General features: G+C 64.0%; 15 protein-coding genes. 10 read left to right on the forward strand and 5 right to left on the reverse strand.

Features of this window, described 5'->3' with window-relative positions; translation table 11 throughout:
* Positions 1 to 208: 208 nt before the first annotated feature.
* From AAHM38_RS11835 to AAHM38_RS11845, 3 genes are all read right to left on the reverse strand, one after another.
* Positions 209 to 1,594, reverse strand: coding sequence for an LLM class flavin-dependent oxidoreductase (locus tag AAHM38_RS11835; RefSeq protein ID WP_116576228.1), 1,386 nt, complete (start codon positions 1,592 to 1,594; stop codon positions 209 to 211).
* Positions 1,595 to 1,599: 5 nt separating this feature from the next.
* The gene (locus tag AAHM38_RS11840; protein WP_103519454.1) at positions 1,600 to 2,439 is read right to left on the reverse strand and encodes a hypothetical protein; all 840 of its coding nucleotides are present in this window, start codon (positions 2,437 to 2,439) and stop codon (positions 1,600 to 1,602) included.
* A 154-nt stretch (positions 2,440 to 2,593) separates the two neighbouring features.
* Positions 2,594 to 3,238: a TetR/AcrR family transcriptional regulator gene (locus AAHM38_RS11845; protein WP_103519455.1), complete on the reverse strand. Its 645-nt coding sequence runs from the start codon at positions 3,236 to 3,238 to the stop codon at positions 2,594 to 2,596.
* Positions 3,239 to 3,363: 125 nt separating this feature from the next.
* On the opposite strand from AAHM38_RS11845, the gene AAHM38_RS11850 reads away from it, so the two are divergent.
* From AAHM38_RS11850 to paaE, 9 genes are all read left to right on the forward strand, one after another.
* Positions 3,364 to 3,795, forward strand: a complete 432-nt coding sequence (locus tag AAHM38_RS11850; protein ID WP_065855520.1) for a YybH family protein — start codon at positions 3,364 to 3,366, stop codon at positions 3,793 to 3,795.
* Between the two features lie 111 nt (positions 3,796 to 3,906).
* Positions 3,907 to 4,338 carry a VOC family protein gene (locus AAHM38_RS11855; protein ID WP_009239862.1) on the forward strand — a complete coding sequence of 144 codons (432 nt, stop codon included), beginning with the start codon at positions 3,907 to 3,909 and terminating at the stop codon, positions 4,336 to 4,338.
* Positions 4,339 to 4,571: 233 nt separating this feature from the next.
* Complete coding sequence (locus AAHM38_RS11860) at positions 4,572 to 5,099, forward strand: SRPBCC family protein (protein WP_116576229.1); 528 nt, start codon at positions 4,572 to 4,574, stop codon at positions 5,097 to 5,099.
* A 40-nt stretch (positions 5,100 to 5,139) separates the two neighbouring features.
* Positions 5,140 to 6,588 (forward strand): DHA2 family efflux MFS transporter permease subunit, encoded by a 1,449-nt coding sequence (locus AAHM38_RS11865; protein WP_103518878.1) that lies wholly within the window; start codon positions 5,140 to 5,142, stop codon positions 6,586 to 6,588.
* Positions 6,589 to 6,754: 166 nt separating this feature from the next.
* Positions 6,755 to 7,774, forward strand: a complete 1,020-nt coding sequence (gene paaA / locus AAHM38_RS11870) for a 1,2-phenylacetyl-CoA epoxidase subunit PaaA (RefSeq protein ID WP_116576302.1) — start codon at positions 6,755 to 6,757, stop codon at positions 7,772 to 7,774.
* A 17-nt stretch (positions 7,775 to 7,791) separates the two neighbouring features.
* Positions 7,792 to 8,079 (forward strand): 1,2-phenylacetyl-CoA epoxidase subunit PaaB, encoded by a 288-nt coding sequence (gene paaB / locus AAHM38_RS11875; protein ID WP_004635034.1) that lies wholly within the window; start codon positions 7,792 to 7,794, stop codon positions 8,077 to 8,079.
* 9 nt (positions 8,080 to 8,088) lie between these two features.
* The gene (gene paaC, locus AAHM38_RS11880) at positions 8,089 to 8,889 is read left to right on the forward strand and encodes a 1,2-phenylacetyl-CoA epoxidase subunit PaaC (RefSeq protein ID WP_116576230.1); all 801 of its coding nucleotides are present in this window, start codon (positions 8,089 to 8,091) and stop codon (positions 8,887 to 8,889) included.
* Positions 8,890 to 8,912: 23 nt separating this feature from the next.
* Positions 8,913 to 9,395, forward strand: a complete 483-nt coding sequence (gene paaD, locus AAHM38_RS11885) for a 1,2-phenylacetyl-CoA epoxidase subunit PaaD (RefSeq protein ID WP_116576231.1) — start codon at positions 8,913 to 8,915, stop codon at positions 9,393 to 9,395.
* 38 nt (positions 9,396 to 9,433) lie between these two features.
* The gene (gene paaE / locus AAHM38_RS11890; RefSeq protein WP_116576232.1) at positions 9,434 to 10,534 is read left to right on the forward strand and encodes a 1,2-phenylacetyl-CoA epoxidase subunit PaaE; all 1,101 of its coding nucleotides are present in this window, start codon (positions 9,434 to 9,436) and stop codon (positions 10,532 to 10,534) included.
* Between the two features lie 3 nt (positions 10,535 to 10,537).
* Here paaE and AAHM38_RS11895 read toward each other — a convergent pair whose 3' ends face one another.
* Positions 10,538 to 11,176 carry a TetR/AcrR family transcriptional regulator gene (locus tag AAHM38_RS11895; RefSeq protein ID WP_116576233.1) on the reverse strand — a complete coding sequence of 213 codons (639 nt, stop codon included), beginning with the start codon at positions 11,174 to 11,176 and terminating at the stop codon, positions 10,538 to 10,540.
* 86 nt (positions 11,177 to 11,262) lie between these two features.
* Positions 11,263 to 12,078 carry a 3-oxoadipate enol-lactonase gene (gene pcaD / locus AAHM38_RS11900; RefSeq protein WP_116576234.1) on the reverse strand — a complete coding sequence of 272 codons (816 nt, stop codon included), beginning with the start codon at positions 12,076 to 12,078 and terminating at the stop codon, positions 11,263 to 11,265.
* 111 nt (positions 12,079 to 12,189) lie between these two features.
* Between pcaD and AAHM38_RS11905 the strand changes: the two genes are divergently transcribed.
* Positions 12,190 to 13,140 (forward strand): LysR family transcriptional regulator, encoded by a 951-nt coding sequence (locus AAHM38_RS11905; RefSeq protein WP_116576235.1) that lies wholly within the window; start codon positions 12,190 to 12,192, stop codon positions 13,138 to 13,140.
* The last annotated feature ends 23 nt before the right edge of the window (positions 13,141 to 13,163 follow it).

Below are 13,163 nucleotides of genomic sequence, written 5' to 3' on the forward strand. Positions count from 1 at the left end.
TCCCGACCAGGATGGTGGCGTGGCTGCGGACAGCTTTCCAGCAAGCGTTGTACCCCATTGGCATGTCATACGCACGGCCGTGCGCTGTACCGGCTCGGCCATCAATGCCCGTATCCCGGCGCACAGCGAATCCGCCTCATGGGTCCATCGCACCGCGCTGTGCGTGGAAGCGCGATCAACAGATGCTGGGGACGCCCACGACCAGCGCTTAGGGGTGGCCCACCAGCTCCTGTGCGGGTTGCCGCCGCCGTTGCGCGCCCGGGTGGGCGTCCGGCAGACGGTCGGTACCAAACAGCTTGCGACGCAAGGTGCCCGGCGCATACCCGGTCTTGTAGACACCGCGGTTCTGCAACTCCGGCACCACCAGGTCGATGAAGTCGGCATAGCTTTCCGGCGTGACCGTGCGCGCCAGGTTGAAGCCGTCGATGTCGGTCACATCCATCCACTGCTGCAGCGCGTCGGCGACCTGCTGCGGGTCACCGACGATCGTGGCGTATCGGCCACCCAAGGCAAGTTGGTCGAGCAAGCGCCGCACCGTGAACTGCGTATCGCCGCCGGTGGCGCGGCGGATGGATGACTCGATCGCATTCGTCTTCACCGCACGCAGCGGATCGTCCAACGCATAGGTCGAATAGTCGACGCCGGAGCCTGCCGAGAAATGCGCCAGACCGGCTTCGGCGCTGGCATAGCGTTGGTATTCGGCAAGCTTCTCACGCGCAATTTTTTCCGTCTTGTCGACCACCACGGTGATGCCCATGAAGACTTTGACGTCATCCGCGCGGCGCCCGGCCTGCACGGCAGCCTGACGCAACTGCGCCACCTGATCGCGCGTGGCCGATTGGCTCTGGCCCGACAGGAACACGCACTCCGCATGCTGCCCGGCAAAGGTCTGCCCACGCGCGGACGAGCCCGCCTGGAACAGCACCGGCGTGCGCTGGGGAGACGGCTCGCTCAAGTGGTAGCCCTCCACGTCGTAATAGCGGCCGTGGTGCCGGATGCGGTGCACTTTGTCGGGCTGCGCAAACACGCGTGCGGCGCGATCACGCAGCACCGCATCGTCTTCCCAACTGCCTTCCCACAGCTGGTAGACCACATCCAGAAACTCATCGGCGCGGTCGTAACGCTCGTCGTGTGCAATCTGCTCGCGCAGGCCCATGGCGCGTGCGGCGCTGTCCAGATAACCCGTGACGATGTTCCAGCCGACGCGGCCGTCTGTCAGGTGATCGAGCGTGGAGAAGCGCCGCGCAAACAGGTACGGCGCCTCATAGGTCAGGTTGACGGTCAGGCCAAAGCCGAGATGCTCTGTCACGCCCGCCATGGCCGACACCAGCATCAGCGGATCATTCACCGGCAGTTGGATCGACTCGCGCAGCGTCAGGTCGGCAGACTGCTGATAGACGTCGTACACGCCCACGATATCGGCGATGAACAGACCGTCGAACAAGCCCCGTTCCAGCAGCTTGGCGAGGTCGGTCCAATAGCTGAGCTTGCGGTAGTCGGCCGACGTATCGCGCGGATGGGTCCACAGGCCGTGGTTGATGTGGCCCACGCAGTTCATGTTGAACGCGTTGAGCAGGATCGATTTCTTGGACATCGCGATCAGGTGCCGAGGCTGGTGAGGGCCGGCAGGGTGTCGGCAGAGCGTTGCAGCAATACGCCCAGAATCTCGCGCCGCCATGCGTCGTACAGCGGCACGTAGTTGCGCGTGTCGATGCCGGCTGCGCGTTCGTTCAACGCCCACGATTCGCGCAGGTAATCACCGAGCAGCACCTGCAGCTTGTCGTCGGCTTCGAGCACTTGACCCACGAGCTGCTCGCGCTCGCCGTCCGATGCCGCATCGAGCTTTCGGTGCCACCACTCGGTGATGAGGATGCGGTGCACCTCCTCGTCCGGCATGATGCGGTTCTCGGCAAAGTCGCGGTTGGCAAGATCGAGCACGCGCGACGTGCGTCGATTGACTTGCAGCCGCGCGAGGATGTGATGCTCGTAGTGGAATTCCCACGCGAGAAACGCGGCCTGACTGGTCAGTGGGTAATCGCCCAGAACATCCCAGTGGTGGCGCACATCGCGGACGATGCGCTCGATCTGATCGCGCCCCGACAGCACGCGAATGCGCTCGCGCGAAGCCACTGCGTGGAACCCGTCATCGCCGATCTGGCGCGACAGTGCGAGCTGGAAGTCGGGCTCATTGCGAAACAGCCGGTCCAACCCAGCGCTGGCCAGTTGCACGATGAAAAGGTCGTGCGCCGCGTTCCACACTGCGTAGTCAATCACGCCTTCCAGTTCTTCCGCTGTCTGTGCGTCGCGCGGCGGTTCCGTGCGTGCGGGTGGCAGGTGCGGCGCATGCACGGCGGCAACGCGGTCGAACAGGTCTTTTTCCAGCGCGGCACCGTAGCGCGTGTGTGCTGAGGCGATGGTTTCGAGATGGGCTTGGGTCATGCTGACATCCTCGTCGCGGAGGGTCGCTCCGGTTGATGGGGCATGCACCTGCGGGGTGGCCGGGTGCAGCGAGGCTGTCATCGTTGCATTGAAGCGTGTGCAGGCAAACGAAGCGTTGTGCATGTCGTCAGACGCTGCACGCCCATGGCGCGCTCTAGAGGCCGTTCTCCACCATTTCGACCACGCGCAGGGCGATGGCGCCGGTTTGCTCCGGCGGGCGGCTGCGCAAGGGCCCGTCGATGATGAGCAGTGCGAGCCCATGCACGGCAGACCAGGCGAGGTATTCGGCACCGGGGCGGCGCTCGGCGGGTAGCACGCCAGCGGCAGTCATGCGATCCAGCGCAAGGCCCAGCAGCTGAAACGGGTTGCGTCCGCTATCGCCCGCCTTGGCGGGGTCGGCGTCGTTTTCCACCTCATCGGGTACGGCGAAGGCGGTGCGGAACAAACCGGTCTCCATTTGCGCAAAACGGAGGTAACCCACACCGATGGCGCGCAGTGAAGCGCGTGCTTGCGCGTCCGCCGGCCAGGTTGGGTCGATGGTTTCGAGTTCGGCCTCCATGGCGCGGGCCAGCGCCGCGAGTGACGCTGCGCGTACCGCTTGCAGCAAATCGAGCCGCCCCGCGAAGTGACGATATGCGGCATTTGGCGCGACACCTGCGCGGCGGGTGGCCTCGCGCAACACGATGGCCTCCGGCCCGCCGGCACGTGCCAGTTCAATGCCGGCGTCAAGCAGCGCGCGCCGCAGGTCGCCATGGCGATACGTTGCGCGCACGGGCGGGCGGGGTGGTTCCTGGGTCATGCGATGAAACTCCGCAAAAGCGATGTGGACACTGTTCATTATGTCTGCTATCGTTTGTGGACAGTGTTCACAAATCAACACTAGGCGCTGTTACGCAGGATGCCAAGCGCTTTCAGGAGGTCCATATGACAAACGCAAGCGAGGCCGTGGACGATGCATCCCAGCTGCGCAGCCTGATTGAGGCTTGGGCAGAAGCCGTTCGCGCCAAGGACATCGATGCCGTAATGCGTCACTACGCGCCGGACGTCGTCGTGTTTGACGTCATGCCGCCGTTGTTTGTGAAAGGCGCAGAGGCGTATCGCCGTAACTGGCAGGGTTGGTTCAATGCGCTGGATGGCCAGGCGGATTTCCAGTTCGTCGAATTGCACCTCGAGGTGAGTGGCGACCTGGCCTATTGCTTCAGCGTGAACCGCCTGCGTGCGCGGTATCGAGACGGTGCAAAGCACGATGCGCAAACGCGCGCCACCGTGTGCTTTCGCAAGATCGATGGGCGCTGGCTGGTGGTTCATGAACACGCCTCGGTTCCCATGCCGGTGCCGGAAACCGCTTGCAGTTGAGACCAACGAAAGAGCCCAACGAAAGGCGAACAAACCCTTTCCCCAACCGCGTGTTCAAGGTAGCCCGGTGCGCGGCTTTGCAGTCCCCCAAGTCCACCTCAAGGAGTTGTGATGCAAGTTCAACCGTATCTGTTCTTCGAAGGTCGTTGTGAAGAGGCGCTGGAGTTCTACAAGAAGACGCTCAGCGCCAAGGTCGATGTGGTGATGCACTACAAGGATGCGCCCAAGGACGCGCAGCCCACTGCCGAGCAATGTGGCGGCATGGCGCCCCCGCTCGACAAGGTGATGCACGCCGCCTTCCGCGTGGGCGAAACCCAGATCCTGGCATCTGACGGCATGGCCGGCGGCAAGACGGATTTCAAGGGTTTCGGGTTGTCGGTGAGCGTGGCCGACAACGCCGCTGCCGAGCGTACCTTCAAGGCGCTCGGCGACGGCGGCCACGTCACGATGCCGATGTCCGAAACGTTTTTCGCCCACGCGTTCGGCATGGTGACCGATCGTTTTGGCATCACGTGGATGGTGATCGCCCCCAAGCCGATGTAATGGCCGTGCGTATGAAAACGGCCGCCGCACGGTGGCCGTTCTACGCAAACTCGTAGACGGCCTGCCTTGGCGCAGGGCCGTGGCCCGGTGCTAGACTGCGCGATCACCGGGGCCTTACCAATATCAACGAAACCACCCCCCGGGTGATGATCGGCTGTTCTCGCCGCGACCCTTTGCATGGCCTGCGCAAAGGCGTCTATTCACCTGCTGCCCCATCTGTTGGAGCGTTCTTCATGCTGAAGATCATTGCGATCGTCATCGTTGTCGCGATTGTTGCTGTGCTGGGTTTTGCGGCCACGCGTCCGGACACCTTCCGTGTGCAACGCGAGATCGACATCAAGGCGCCGCCTGAAAAGGTGTTTGCCTTGATCGACGATTTCCACCGCTGGACGGCGTGGTCTCCGTGGGAGAAGCGTGACCCGGCGATGAAGCGCACCTATGGCGGGCCTGTCAGTGGCAAAGGCGCGAACTATGCGTGGGATGGCTCGCGGGAAGTTGGGGCAGGGCGCATGGAGATCGTCGATTCAACGTCGCCCAGCCGCATCCAGATTCAGCTGGATTTCCTGAAGCCGTTCGAAGCGCACAACACGGCGGAATTCACGCTCAAGCCTGCCGGCGATGTGACGCACGTCACCTGGGCAATGTATGGCCCGAGCCCATTCATCTCCAAGGTGATGGGCCTGTTCTTCAGCATGGACGCCATGATCGGCAAGGACTTTGAAGCCGGACTCGCCAATCTCAAATCGGCTGCACAATCCTGAGCGCCATTCAGGCGCGCCAGCCCATCATAGGAGTGATTCCATGACGCATGGCATTGACGAACGCAAGCGCTGGCTTGCCCTCATCGTGCTCTGCCTGGGCGTACTGATGATCGTGCTGGACACGACCATCGTGAACGTTGCGCTGCCGTCCATCCAGGCAGACCTGGGCTTTACCGAAACCTCCCTCGTATGGGTGGTCAACGCCTACATGCTCACCTTTGGCGGCTGTTTGTTGCTGGGCGGGCGATTGGGTGATCTGTTCGGGCATCGAAGGCTGTTCCTGCTGGGGTTGACGCTGTTCACGCTGGCGTCCGCCGCATGCGGGCTGGCGAATTCGCAAGGGCTGCTGATTACGGCGCGCGCCGTGCAGGGGCTGGGCGGCGCGGTGGTGTCGGCGGTGTCGCTGTCGCTGATCATGAATCTGTTCACTTCGCCAGCCGACCGCGCCAAGGCAATGGGCATCTACGGCTTTGTCTGTGCGGGCGGCGGCAGCATCGGCGTATTGCTTGGTGGCCTGCTGACGAGCACGCTGAGCTGGCACTGGATCTTTCTGGTCAACCTGCCGATTGGCGTGGCGGTGTATGTCGCCTGCGTGGCGTTGCTGCCGGTGGGCAAGCCGTTGGCCGATCGCACGAAACTGGATGTGGCGGGCGCGATTGCCGTGACCGCGTCGCTGATGCTGGCGGTGTACGCGGTCGTGCATGGCAACGAAGCCGGCTGGACGTCCACGCAAACGCTGACGCAACTGGGCATTGCCATCGCGTTGATGATCGCGTTCCTGGTCATCGAATCGCGCGTGTCGCATCCGCTGATGCCGCTGCATATGTTCGCGCTGCGCAACGTGGCCACGGCCAACGTGGTGGGCGTGCTGTGGGCGGCGGCGATGTTCGCGTGGTTTTTCATCTCGGCGCTGTACATGCAGCGTGTGCTCGACTACAGCGCCATGCAGGTCGGGCTGGCCTTCCTGCCGGCCAACATCATCATGGCGGTGTTCTCGCTGGGTTTGTCAGCCAAGCTGGTGATGCGCTTTGGCATTCGCGCGCCCCTGTCGGTGGGTTTGCTGGTGGCAGGCATTGGGCTGGTGCTGTTTGCGCGCGCGCCTGCGGGCGGCAGCTTTGTACTCGACGTGCTGCCGGGCATGTTGTTGCTCGGCTTGGGCGCCGGTGTGGCGTTCAACCCGGTGCTGCTGGCCGCCATGAGCGATGTGGCGCCTGATGAATCCGGCCTGGCGTCCGGCGTGGTCAACACGTCGTTCATGATGGGCGGTGCGTTGGGCCTGGCCATCCTGGCAAGTCTGGCGGCAGCGCGCACCGAAGGTCTGGCTGCGGCCGGGGCCGATGCCACGACAGCACTCAATGGCGGCTATCACCTCGCGTTCCTGCTGGGGGCAGTTGCCGCCGTGCTTGGTTCGGTGCTGGCGGGCGTGTTCGTGCGCACGCGCGCGCACGGACCGGCGCAGGGCGAAGCATCGTCGGCAGCGCCAATCTGAGCCACCGAGAAAGGACCCGAGGAAGAGAGCACACCGCATGTCTCACACGAGGCATGCGGTGAAACCCGTTATTGACCGACCGGTCGGACGGTTTATAATCGATCCATCCAAAACACGGTGCGCATGACGTGCCGTGCACATGCCGCGCAAGCGGCCGGAGGATCGCATGTACACCCAAAGCCTCGACCAACCCGGCGGTTTGCCAACGGAGCAGGAATTGGCCGCCGCCTCTCAAGGCGAAGCCGATTTGCAGGCGCGCTTCGATGCACGCATCGGGGCCGACCAAAAAATCGAGCCGCAAGACTGGATGCCGGGGCCGTACCGCAAGACGCTGCTGCGGCAAATTTCGCAGCACGCGCACTCCGAGGTGGTCGGCATGCTGCCGGAAGGCAATTGGATCAGCCGGGCGCCGTCGCTCAAGCGCAAGGCCATCCTCCTGGCCAAGGTGCAGGACGAAGCGGGCCACGGCCTTTATCTCTATTCCGCCGCAGAAACGCTCGGCAGTTCGCGCGACGAGATGATCGACGCGCTGCACGAAGGCCGGGCGAAGTATTCGTCGATCTTCAATTACCCGACGCTCTCCTGGGCAGACGTGGGCGTGATCGGCTGGCTGGTCGACGGCGCGGCCATCATGAACCAGGTGCCGCTGTGCCGCTGTTCGTATGGCCCGTATGCGCGCGCCATGATCCGCATCTGCAAGGAAGAGTCGTTTCACCAACGCCAGGGCTATGAATCGTTGCTGACGATGATGGGCGGCACGCAGGCGCAGCGCGACATGGTGCAGGAAGCCGTGAACCGCTGGTGGTTTCCGGTGCTGATGATGTTCGGGCCGCCCGATAGCGCATCGCCCAACAGCGCGCAGACCATGGCCTGGGGCATCAAGCGCATCTCGAACGACGATTTGCGGCAGCGTTTTGTCGATGCCACCGTCGAGCAGGCGCGCGTGCTCGGCGTGACGCTGCCCGACCCCGGCCTCATATGGAACGAAGCGCGCGGCCATTACGATTTCTCACCGCTCGACTGGTCCGAATTCAAGCGCGTGCTCGATGGTCACGGCCCGTGCAACCGCGAGCGCCTTGCCACCCGCAAGCGCGCACACGAAGAGGGCGAATGGGTGCGCGAGGCTGCGCTTGCTTACGCACGCAAGCAGGCCCAACGCGCCGCCGTCAGCCAACAAGCTGCCTGAACCGGAAGGAACCCACCATGCATCAACACGAATGGCCGCTGTGGGAAGTGTTCATCCGCAGCAAGCAGGGCCTGGAGCACAAGCATTGCGGCAGCCTGCACGCCGTGGACGCCAAGCAGGCGCTGCAGATGGCGCGCGATGTCTACACGCGCCGGCAGGAAGGCGTCTCTATCTGGGTGGTGCCGTCGGCGGCCATCACTGCCAGCGAACCCGACGACAAGCCGATGCTCTTCGACCCGATGGCCGACAAGATCTATCGGCACCCGACGTTCTATCGGCTGCCCGATGAAGTCAACCACATGTGAGCCGCGGCGATGACTTCCGACGCGCATCTGCAATACATCCTTCGTCTGGCCGACAACGCACTCATCCTTGGCCAGCGCAACGCGGAATGGACCGGCCATGGCCCTGTGCTGGAAGAAGACATTGCGTTGTCCAATCTCAGTCTTGACCTGATCGGGCAGGCGCGGCTGCTCTACACGCACGCGGGGCAGATCGAAGGCGCGCTCACCGGCACACCGCACACGGAAGACGACTACGCCTACTGGCGCGCCGAGCCGGCTTTCCGCAATTACACGCTCCTCGAGCTGCCCCATGCCGGGCCGCTGGTCGCGACATCGGCGACGACGCGCGACTACGCTGTCACCATCGTCCGCCACTTCCTGTACGCCGCGTTGATGGTGCCACTATGGGAAGCGTTGACGCGTTCGACCGACACCGAGCTGGCCGCCATTGCCGCCAAATCGGTGAAGGAGATGCGTTACCACCTCGCCCATACGCGCGACTGGCTCGTGCGCTTCGGTGATGGCACGGACGAATCGCATGCGCGTGCCCAGGCCGCGCTCGATTGGCTGATGCCGTACACGAACGAGTTCTTTGCCACGGACGGCGTTGAAATAGCCGCAGCCGAGGCTGGCTTCGGCGTGCGTCCAGCCGACCTGCGCGACGCATGGGAAGCCACCGTGCGCGACGCGCTGGACGAGGCCACGCTGCGCTGGCCCGAGCCGGGTCCGTATGTCAGCACCGGCAAGCACGGCGCGCACTCCGAACACATGGGCTATCTGCTGGCCGAGATGCAGGGATTGGCGCGCCAGTATCCGGGGGCATCGTGGTAAGCGAGCGGTTGGAGCGGGCGCGCATGGCGCTGGAGGCCGTCACCGACCCGGAGATTCCCGTGGTGACGATTGCCGAACTAGGCATCCTGCGCGATGTGCAGCTCGACGAAGACGGCACCTTGGTGGCAACGATCACGCCCACCTATTCGGGCTGCCCAGCCATGGAGCAGATTTCCGATGACGTGAGCCATGCTTTGCAAGCGGCAGACGTGGGTGCGTATCGCGTGCGTTCGGTGCTGTCGCCGGCATGGACGACGGACTGGATTACCGCTGAAGGGCGCCGCAAGCTGCGCGACTTTGGCATTGCCCCGCCGGCGCACGTGGCGGACGAGGGCGGGGCTCGCCCGATTCGTCTCACGCGTCCAGCGCAGGCCGAGCAGATTGCCTGCCCGCAATGCGGATCACACGATACGGTGCTCATTTCCGCCTTCGGTTCAACAGCTTGCAAGGCGTTGTACCGCTGTCGCGCGTGCCGCGAGCCGTTCGATTATTTCAAGCCCTACTGACCCCGACCCCGCCAACCACTCCCCTGGGCGCGAACGCCATGACTCCGCAATTCCATCCTTTGCGCGTTGCTGAAGTGCGCGGCGAAACGGCCGATACGATTTCCGTGCGCTTCGACGTGCCGAATGAACTGCGGGAGGCATACCGCTTTACACAAGGTCAGTTCCTGACACTGCGCGTGCCGCCGGGCCAATTGCCCGGACATGAAGAACTACGGCGTTCGTATTCGATCTGCTGCGCGGTGCAGGACTACGACGCGCACGGCGAGTTGCGCGTGGCGGTCAAGCGCGTCGATGCGGGCGTCTTCTCCAACCACCTGCACGATCGCATCCGCGTGGGCCAGACGCTTGATGTGCTGCCGCCGGATGGGCGCTTCTTCGTGCCGCTCGCAGCCGAAAGCGCACGCCACTATGTGGCCTTTGCAGCTGGCAGCGGCATCACGCCGATCCTGTCGCTCATCAAGACGACGCTGGCTGCGGAGCCGCAGAGCCGCTTCACGCTGGTCTACGGCAATCGCAGTGTCGACAGCATCATCTTTGGTGAGGCACTCGAAGACCTGAAGGACCGCTACCTCGATCGCTTTGCGCTGTATCACGTGCTGTCGCGCCAGGCGCAGGACATCGCGCTGTTCAACGGGCGGCTCGACGGCGCGAAAGCGCGCGCTTTTCTGGACACGCTGATCCCGCCCGGCGATATCGATGCCGCTTTCATCTGTGGCCCGTCGACGATGATTGATGCGGTCGAGGCCGCGCTGCTCGAGCGCGGGGTGCCGCGCGACCGTGTGCATGCCGAGCGCTTTGGTGTGCCCGTGGGCGATGCGGCGGCAGCGGCCAGGCCGCGCACGCATGCCGCAGTGGCGGGCCATGTGGCGCTCACGGTGGTGCTAGACGGCAAATCGCACGAAGTGCCCATGGCGGGTGACGCCAAGGTGCTCGACAGCGCGCTGAGTGCGGGACTCGATCTGCCCTATGCGTGCAAGGGCGGCGTGTGCTGTACCTGCCGCGCCAAGGTGCTGGAGGGCCGGGTGGAGATGGACAAGAACTTCACGCTGGAAGACTGGGAGATCCAGCAGGGGTTTGTGCTGACCTGCCAGGCGCGGCCGCTGACGCAGCGCGTGGTGGTCAGCTACGACGAGCGTTGAACGTCAGCCCTTTTTGCCGTCAGGGCCGCCCAGCCCACCGAGCCCGCCCAGCCCGTTCTCCAGCATGTCGATCACCATTTCCGCATAGCCCTCATAGGAAAGCGGGCCGTCGGGTTTGAGCCAGGTGAACGTCCAGTTCATCATGCCGAACAGCATCATCGTGATGGGCGTGCGGTTGGCCTCGTCCACCTTGCCCGGATAAGCCGCCCCGAGCTGTCGGCCCACCGCGGCCACCACGTCACGCTCGCGCGCGAGCACGATGTCGCGCTGCTCCGGCGCCAGGTATTTCACGTCATTGAGCAGGGCCACATGCCGCGTACGCGACGTGGCGTATTCGGCCAGGAACGTGCGGATCAGCAGATGCAGCGTGGCGCGCGCCGAAAGCTTGGCGTGGCGCGCGTCGCTCTGGGCGCGTTCAACCAGATCGGCCAGTCGGCGCGTGTAGCGGTCGAGCAGGTCAAACAGGATGGCTTCCTTGCCTTCGTAATAGTGATACAGGCGCGATTTGGAGCCGCCGCACGCAGCGGCAAGCTGGTTCATCGACACGCTCGGGTAGCTGTCGGCCGCAAAAGCTTCGGCGGCGGTGTCGAGCACGCTTTCGCGGCGCAACTCGAATTCGTCTTCGTTCTTGACGCGGGACATGGCAGGCGGCACATCGATTGGATGGCCGCCATGTTAACCGGCTGGGTTGCCGCATGTCGATGCTGCGTTGATGCTGTATCAACGCGTCAGACCGTTTCGTGCACGCCCAGGAAATCCAGAACGGCTTCAAGAAACGCATCCGGCAACTCCACGTTGGCGAGGTGCACGGTGTCAAGCAGGCGCAATTGCGCGCCCGGAATGGCAGCGGCAATTTCCTCGCCATGGCGGGCAGACGTCACGGTGTCGTGCTGGCCGGCAATGACGAGCGTCGGATGCGTGATCAGCGTGATCGTGCGGCGCAGGTCGGCATCGCGTACGGCCGCCCAGCCGCCGATGATGCCTTCACGGGGCGTTGCCAGCAGGGTGCGGCGGAATGGCTCGACAGCAGCGTCGCGTGCCTCCAGCATGCGTGCCGGAAACCAGTTGCGCAGGAACGTTTCGGCCGTCGCCTGCATGTCGGGCGCCTGAAGAAGTTCGGCAATGGCCTGGTCGAAATACTCCGGCGGGCCGATGTGCGCGGCAGTGTTGGAGAGGACCAGCCGGTCGATGCGCTCCGGCACATGGATCGCCAGCCACTGCGCCACGATGCCGCCGAGCGACAGCCCCAGCATATGCACGCGCCGGATGCCGAGCGCATCGAGCAACTCCACCACGTCACGACCGAGCCGATCGATCGAATAGGCGCCGGCTGGCGCATCCGAAGCGCCGTGGCCGCGCGCGTCGTAGCGCAGCACGTGAAAGTGTTCGGCCAGGCGCGGCACGGTCACGTCCCACATGTGCAGGTCGGTGCCGATGGAATTGGACAGCAGCAGGACGGGCTTGCCGGCGGTGCCATCAAAGCGATAGGCGATGCACGTGCCGTCGCCGGTGGTGATGAAAGAGAGAGCGTTGCGATGGGTCATGATGGGCTACTGAGGAAGACGTTTGATACCGTGGCGGTGTTGTCATCCTAGAAGCCCAAGCGGTTGGTGGATACTATGAAGTTTGGACGAACTTTGTAGGTTTTGCCGACAATGCAGAACTTTACGCTTCATGAGCTGCAGTGCTTCGATGCGGTGGTGACCGCCGGTAGTTTTCAGGCGGCCGCTGAGCGATTGCATCGCTCGCACCCCTCTGTCTTTGCGGCGGTTGCCAAGCTGGAGAGCCAACTCGGTTTAAACCTGCTGGACCGCAGCGGCTATCGCGTACGCTTGACGGAGGCGGGGCGGTCCTTCCACCGCAAGGTGCAGTCAGTGCTGCGCGAGAGCGATGAACTGCGAACCCACGCAAAGCAGCTGGCCATGGGCGAGGAGGCCGAATTGCGCGTGGTGCTGGGCGACTTGTGCCCGCTGCAGCCCGTGCTGGCATTGCTCAGTCAGTTCTTCGGCCAATGCGCGCAGACGCGCCTGCAATTGCAGTTCGAAGCCGTTACCGGGCCGTGGGAACGCTTACTGGAAGACGACACCGACCTCATCGTCCACCGCGTGCCGAAAGGGGACGTGCGCATGGAGTGGATCGACCTTGGCAAGATCGCCATGGTGCCGGTGGTGGCGCCCGGCTTTCTGCCGTTCTCCATCACATCGTCGATCACGCCGCAGCAGATGCAGCGCTTCATGCAGTGCGTCATCAACGACTCGGCACGCAACCCGCCCGAGCAATCCCACTACGTCATCGACGGGGCGCCGCAGTGTGCTGTGCCCGACCAGTTGATGAAGAAAGAGCTGATTCTCCACGGCATGGCGTGGGGGCATCTGCCGCGTTTCCTGATCGATGCGGAATTGCGCGAAGGGACATTGCTGTCGATTGCGGGGCGGCATTTTCCCGGCATGGTGCAGGAACTGGCGGTCGCCCGCCGGCGAGATCGGCCGCACGGGCCTATCGCCAATCGGCTGTGGGACTTTCTCGGCGACCATGCTCCCGTGCTCGAGCCGGCGTTGGGTCGCATGCCGCGTCAAACGGGTGCGGCCAGCCGAAAGCGGACATAACCCGCTGAGACGCAGGCCGGCCG

It is taken from the genome of Ralstonia sp. OTU4908 (assembly GCF_038440115.1).
Lineage (GTDB): Bacteria > Pseudomonadota > Gammaproteobacteria > Burkholderiales > Burkholderiaceae > Ralstonia > Ralstonia pickettii.

Excerpts from the sequence above, each read along its gene's own strand:
- AAHM38_RS11865 (WP_103518878.1), top strand. The coding sequence starts at position 5,140 with ATGACGCATGGCATTGACGAACGCAAGCGCTGGCTTGCCCTCATCGTG.
- AAHM38_RS11840 (WP_103519454.1), bottom strand. The coding sequence starts at position 2,439 with ATGACCCAAGCCCATCTCGAAACCATCGCCTCAGCACACACGCGCTAC.
- pcaD (WP_116576234.1), bottom strand. The coding sequence starts at position 12,078 with ATGACCCATCGCAACGCTCTCTCTTTCATCACCACCGGCGACGGCACG.
- paaB (WP_004635034.1), top strand. The coding sequence starts at position 7,792 with ATGCATCAACACGAATGGCCGCTGTGGGAAGTGTTCATCCGCAGCAAG.
- paaC (WP_116576230.1), top strand. The coding sequence starts at position 8,089 with ATGACTTCCGACGCGCATCTGCAATACATCCTTCGTCTGGCCGACAAC.
- AAHM38_RS11845 (WP_103519455.1), bottom strand. The coding sequence starts at position 3,238 with ATGACCCAGGAACCACCCCGCCCGCCCGTGCGCGCAACGTATCGCCAT.
- AAHM38_RS11860 (WP_116576229.1), top strand. The coding sequence starts at position 4,572 with ATGCTGAAGATCATTGCGATCGTCATCGTTGTCGCGATTGTTGCTGTG.
- AAHM38_RS11895 (WP_116576233.1), bottom strand. The coding sequence starts at position 11,176 with ATGTCCCGCGTCAAGAACGAAGACGAATTCGAGTTGCGCCGCGAAAGC.
- AAHM38_RS11905 (WP_116576235.1), top strand. The coding sequence starts at position 12,190 with ATGCAGAACTTTACGCTTCATGAGCTGCAGTGCTTCGATGCGGTGGTG.
- AAHM38_RS11850 (WP_065855520.1), top strand. The coding sequence starts at position 3,364 with ATGACAAACGCAAGCGAGGCCGTGGACGATGCATCCCAGCTGCGCAGC.
- AAHM38_RS11855 (WP_009239862.1), top strand. The coding sequence starts at position 3,907 with ATGCAAGTTCAACCGTATCTGTTCTTCGAAGGTCGTTGTGAAGAGGCG.
- paaA (WP_116576302.1), top strand. The coding sequence starts at position 6,755 with ATGTACACCCAAAGCCTCGACCAACCCGGCGGTTTGCCAACGGAGCAG.
- AAHM38_RS11835 (WP_116576228.1), bottom strand. The coding sequence starts at position 1,594 with ATGTCCAAGAAATCGATCCTGCTCAACGCGTTCAACATGAACTGCGTG.
- paaD (WP_116576231.1), top strand. The coding sequence starts at position 8,913 with ATGGCGCTGGAGGCCGTCACCGACCCGGAGATTCCCGTGGTGACGATT.
- paaE (WP_116576232.1), top strand. The coding sequence starts at position 9,434 with ATGACTCCGCAATTCCATCCTTTGCGCGTTGCTGAAGTGCGCGGCGAA.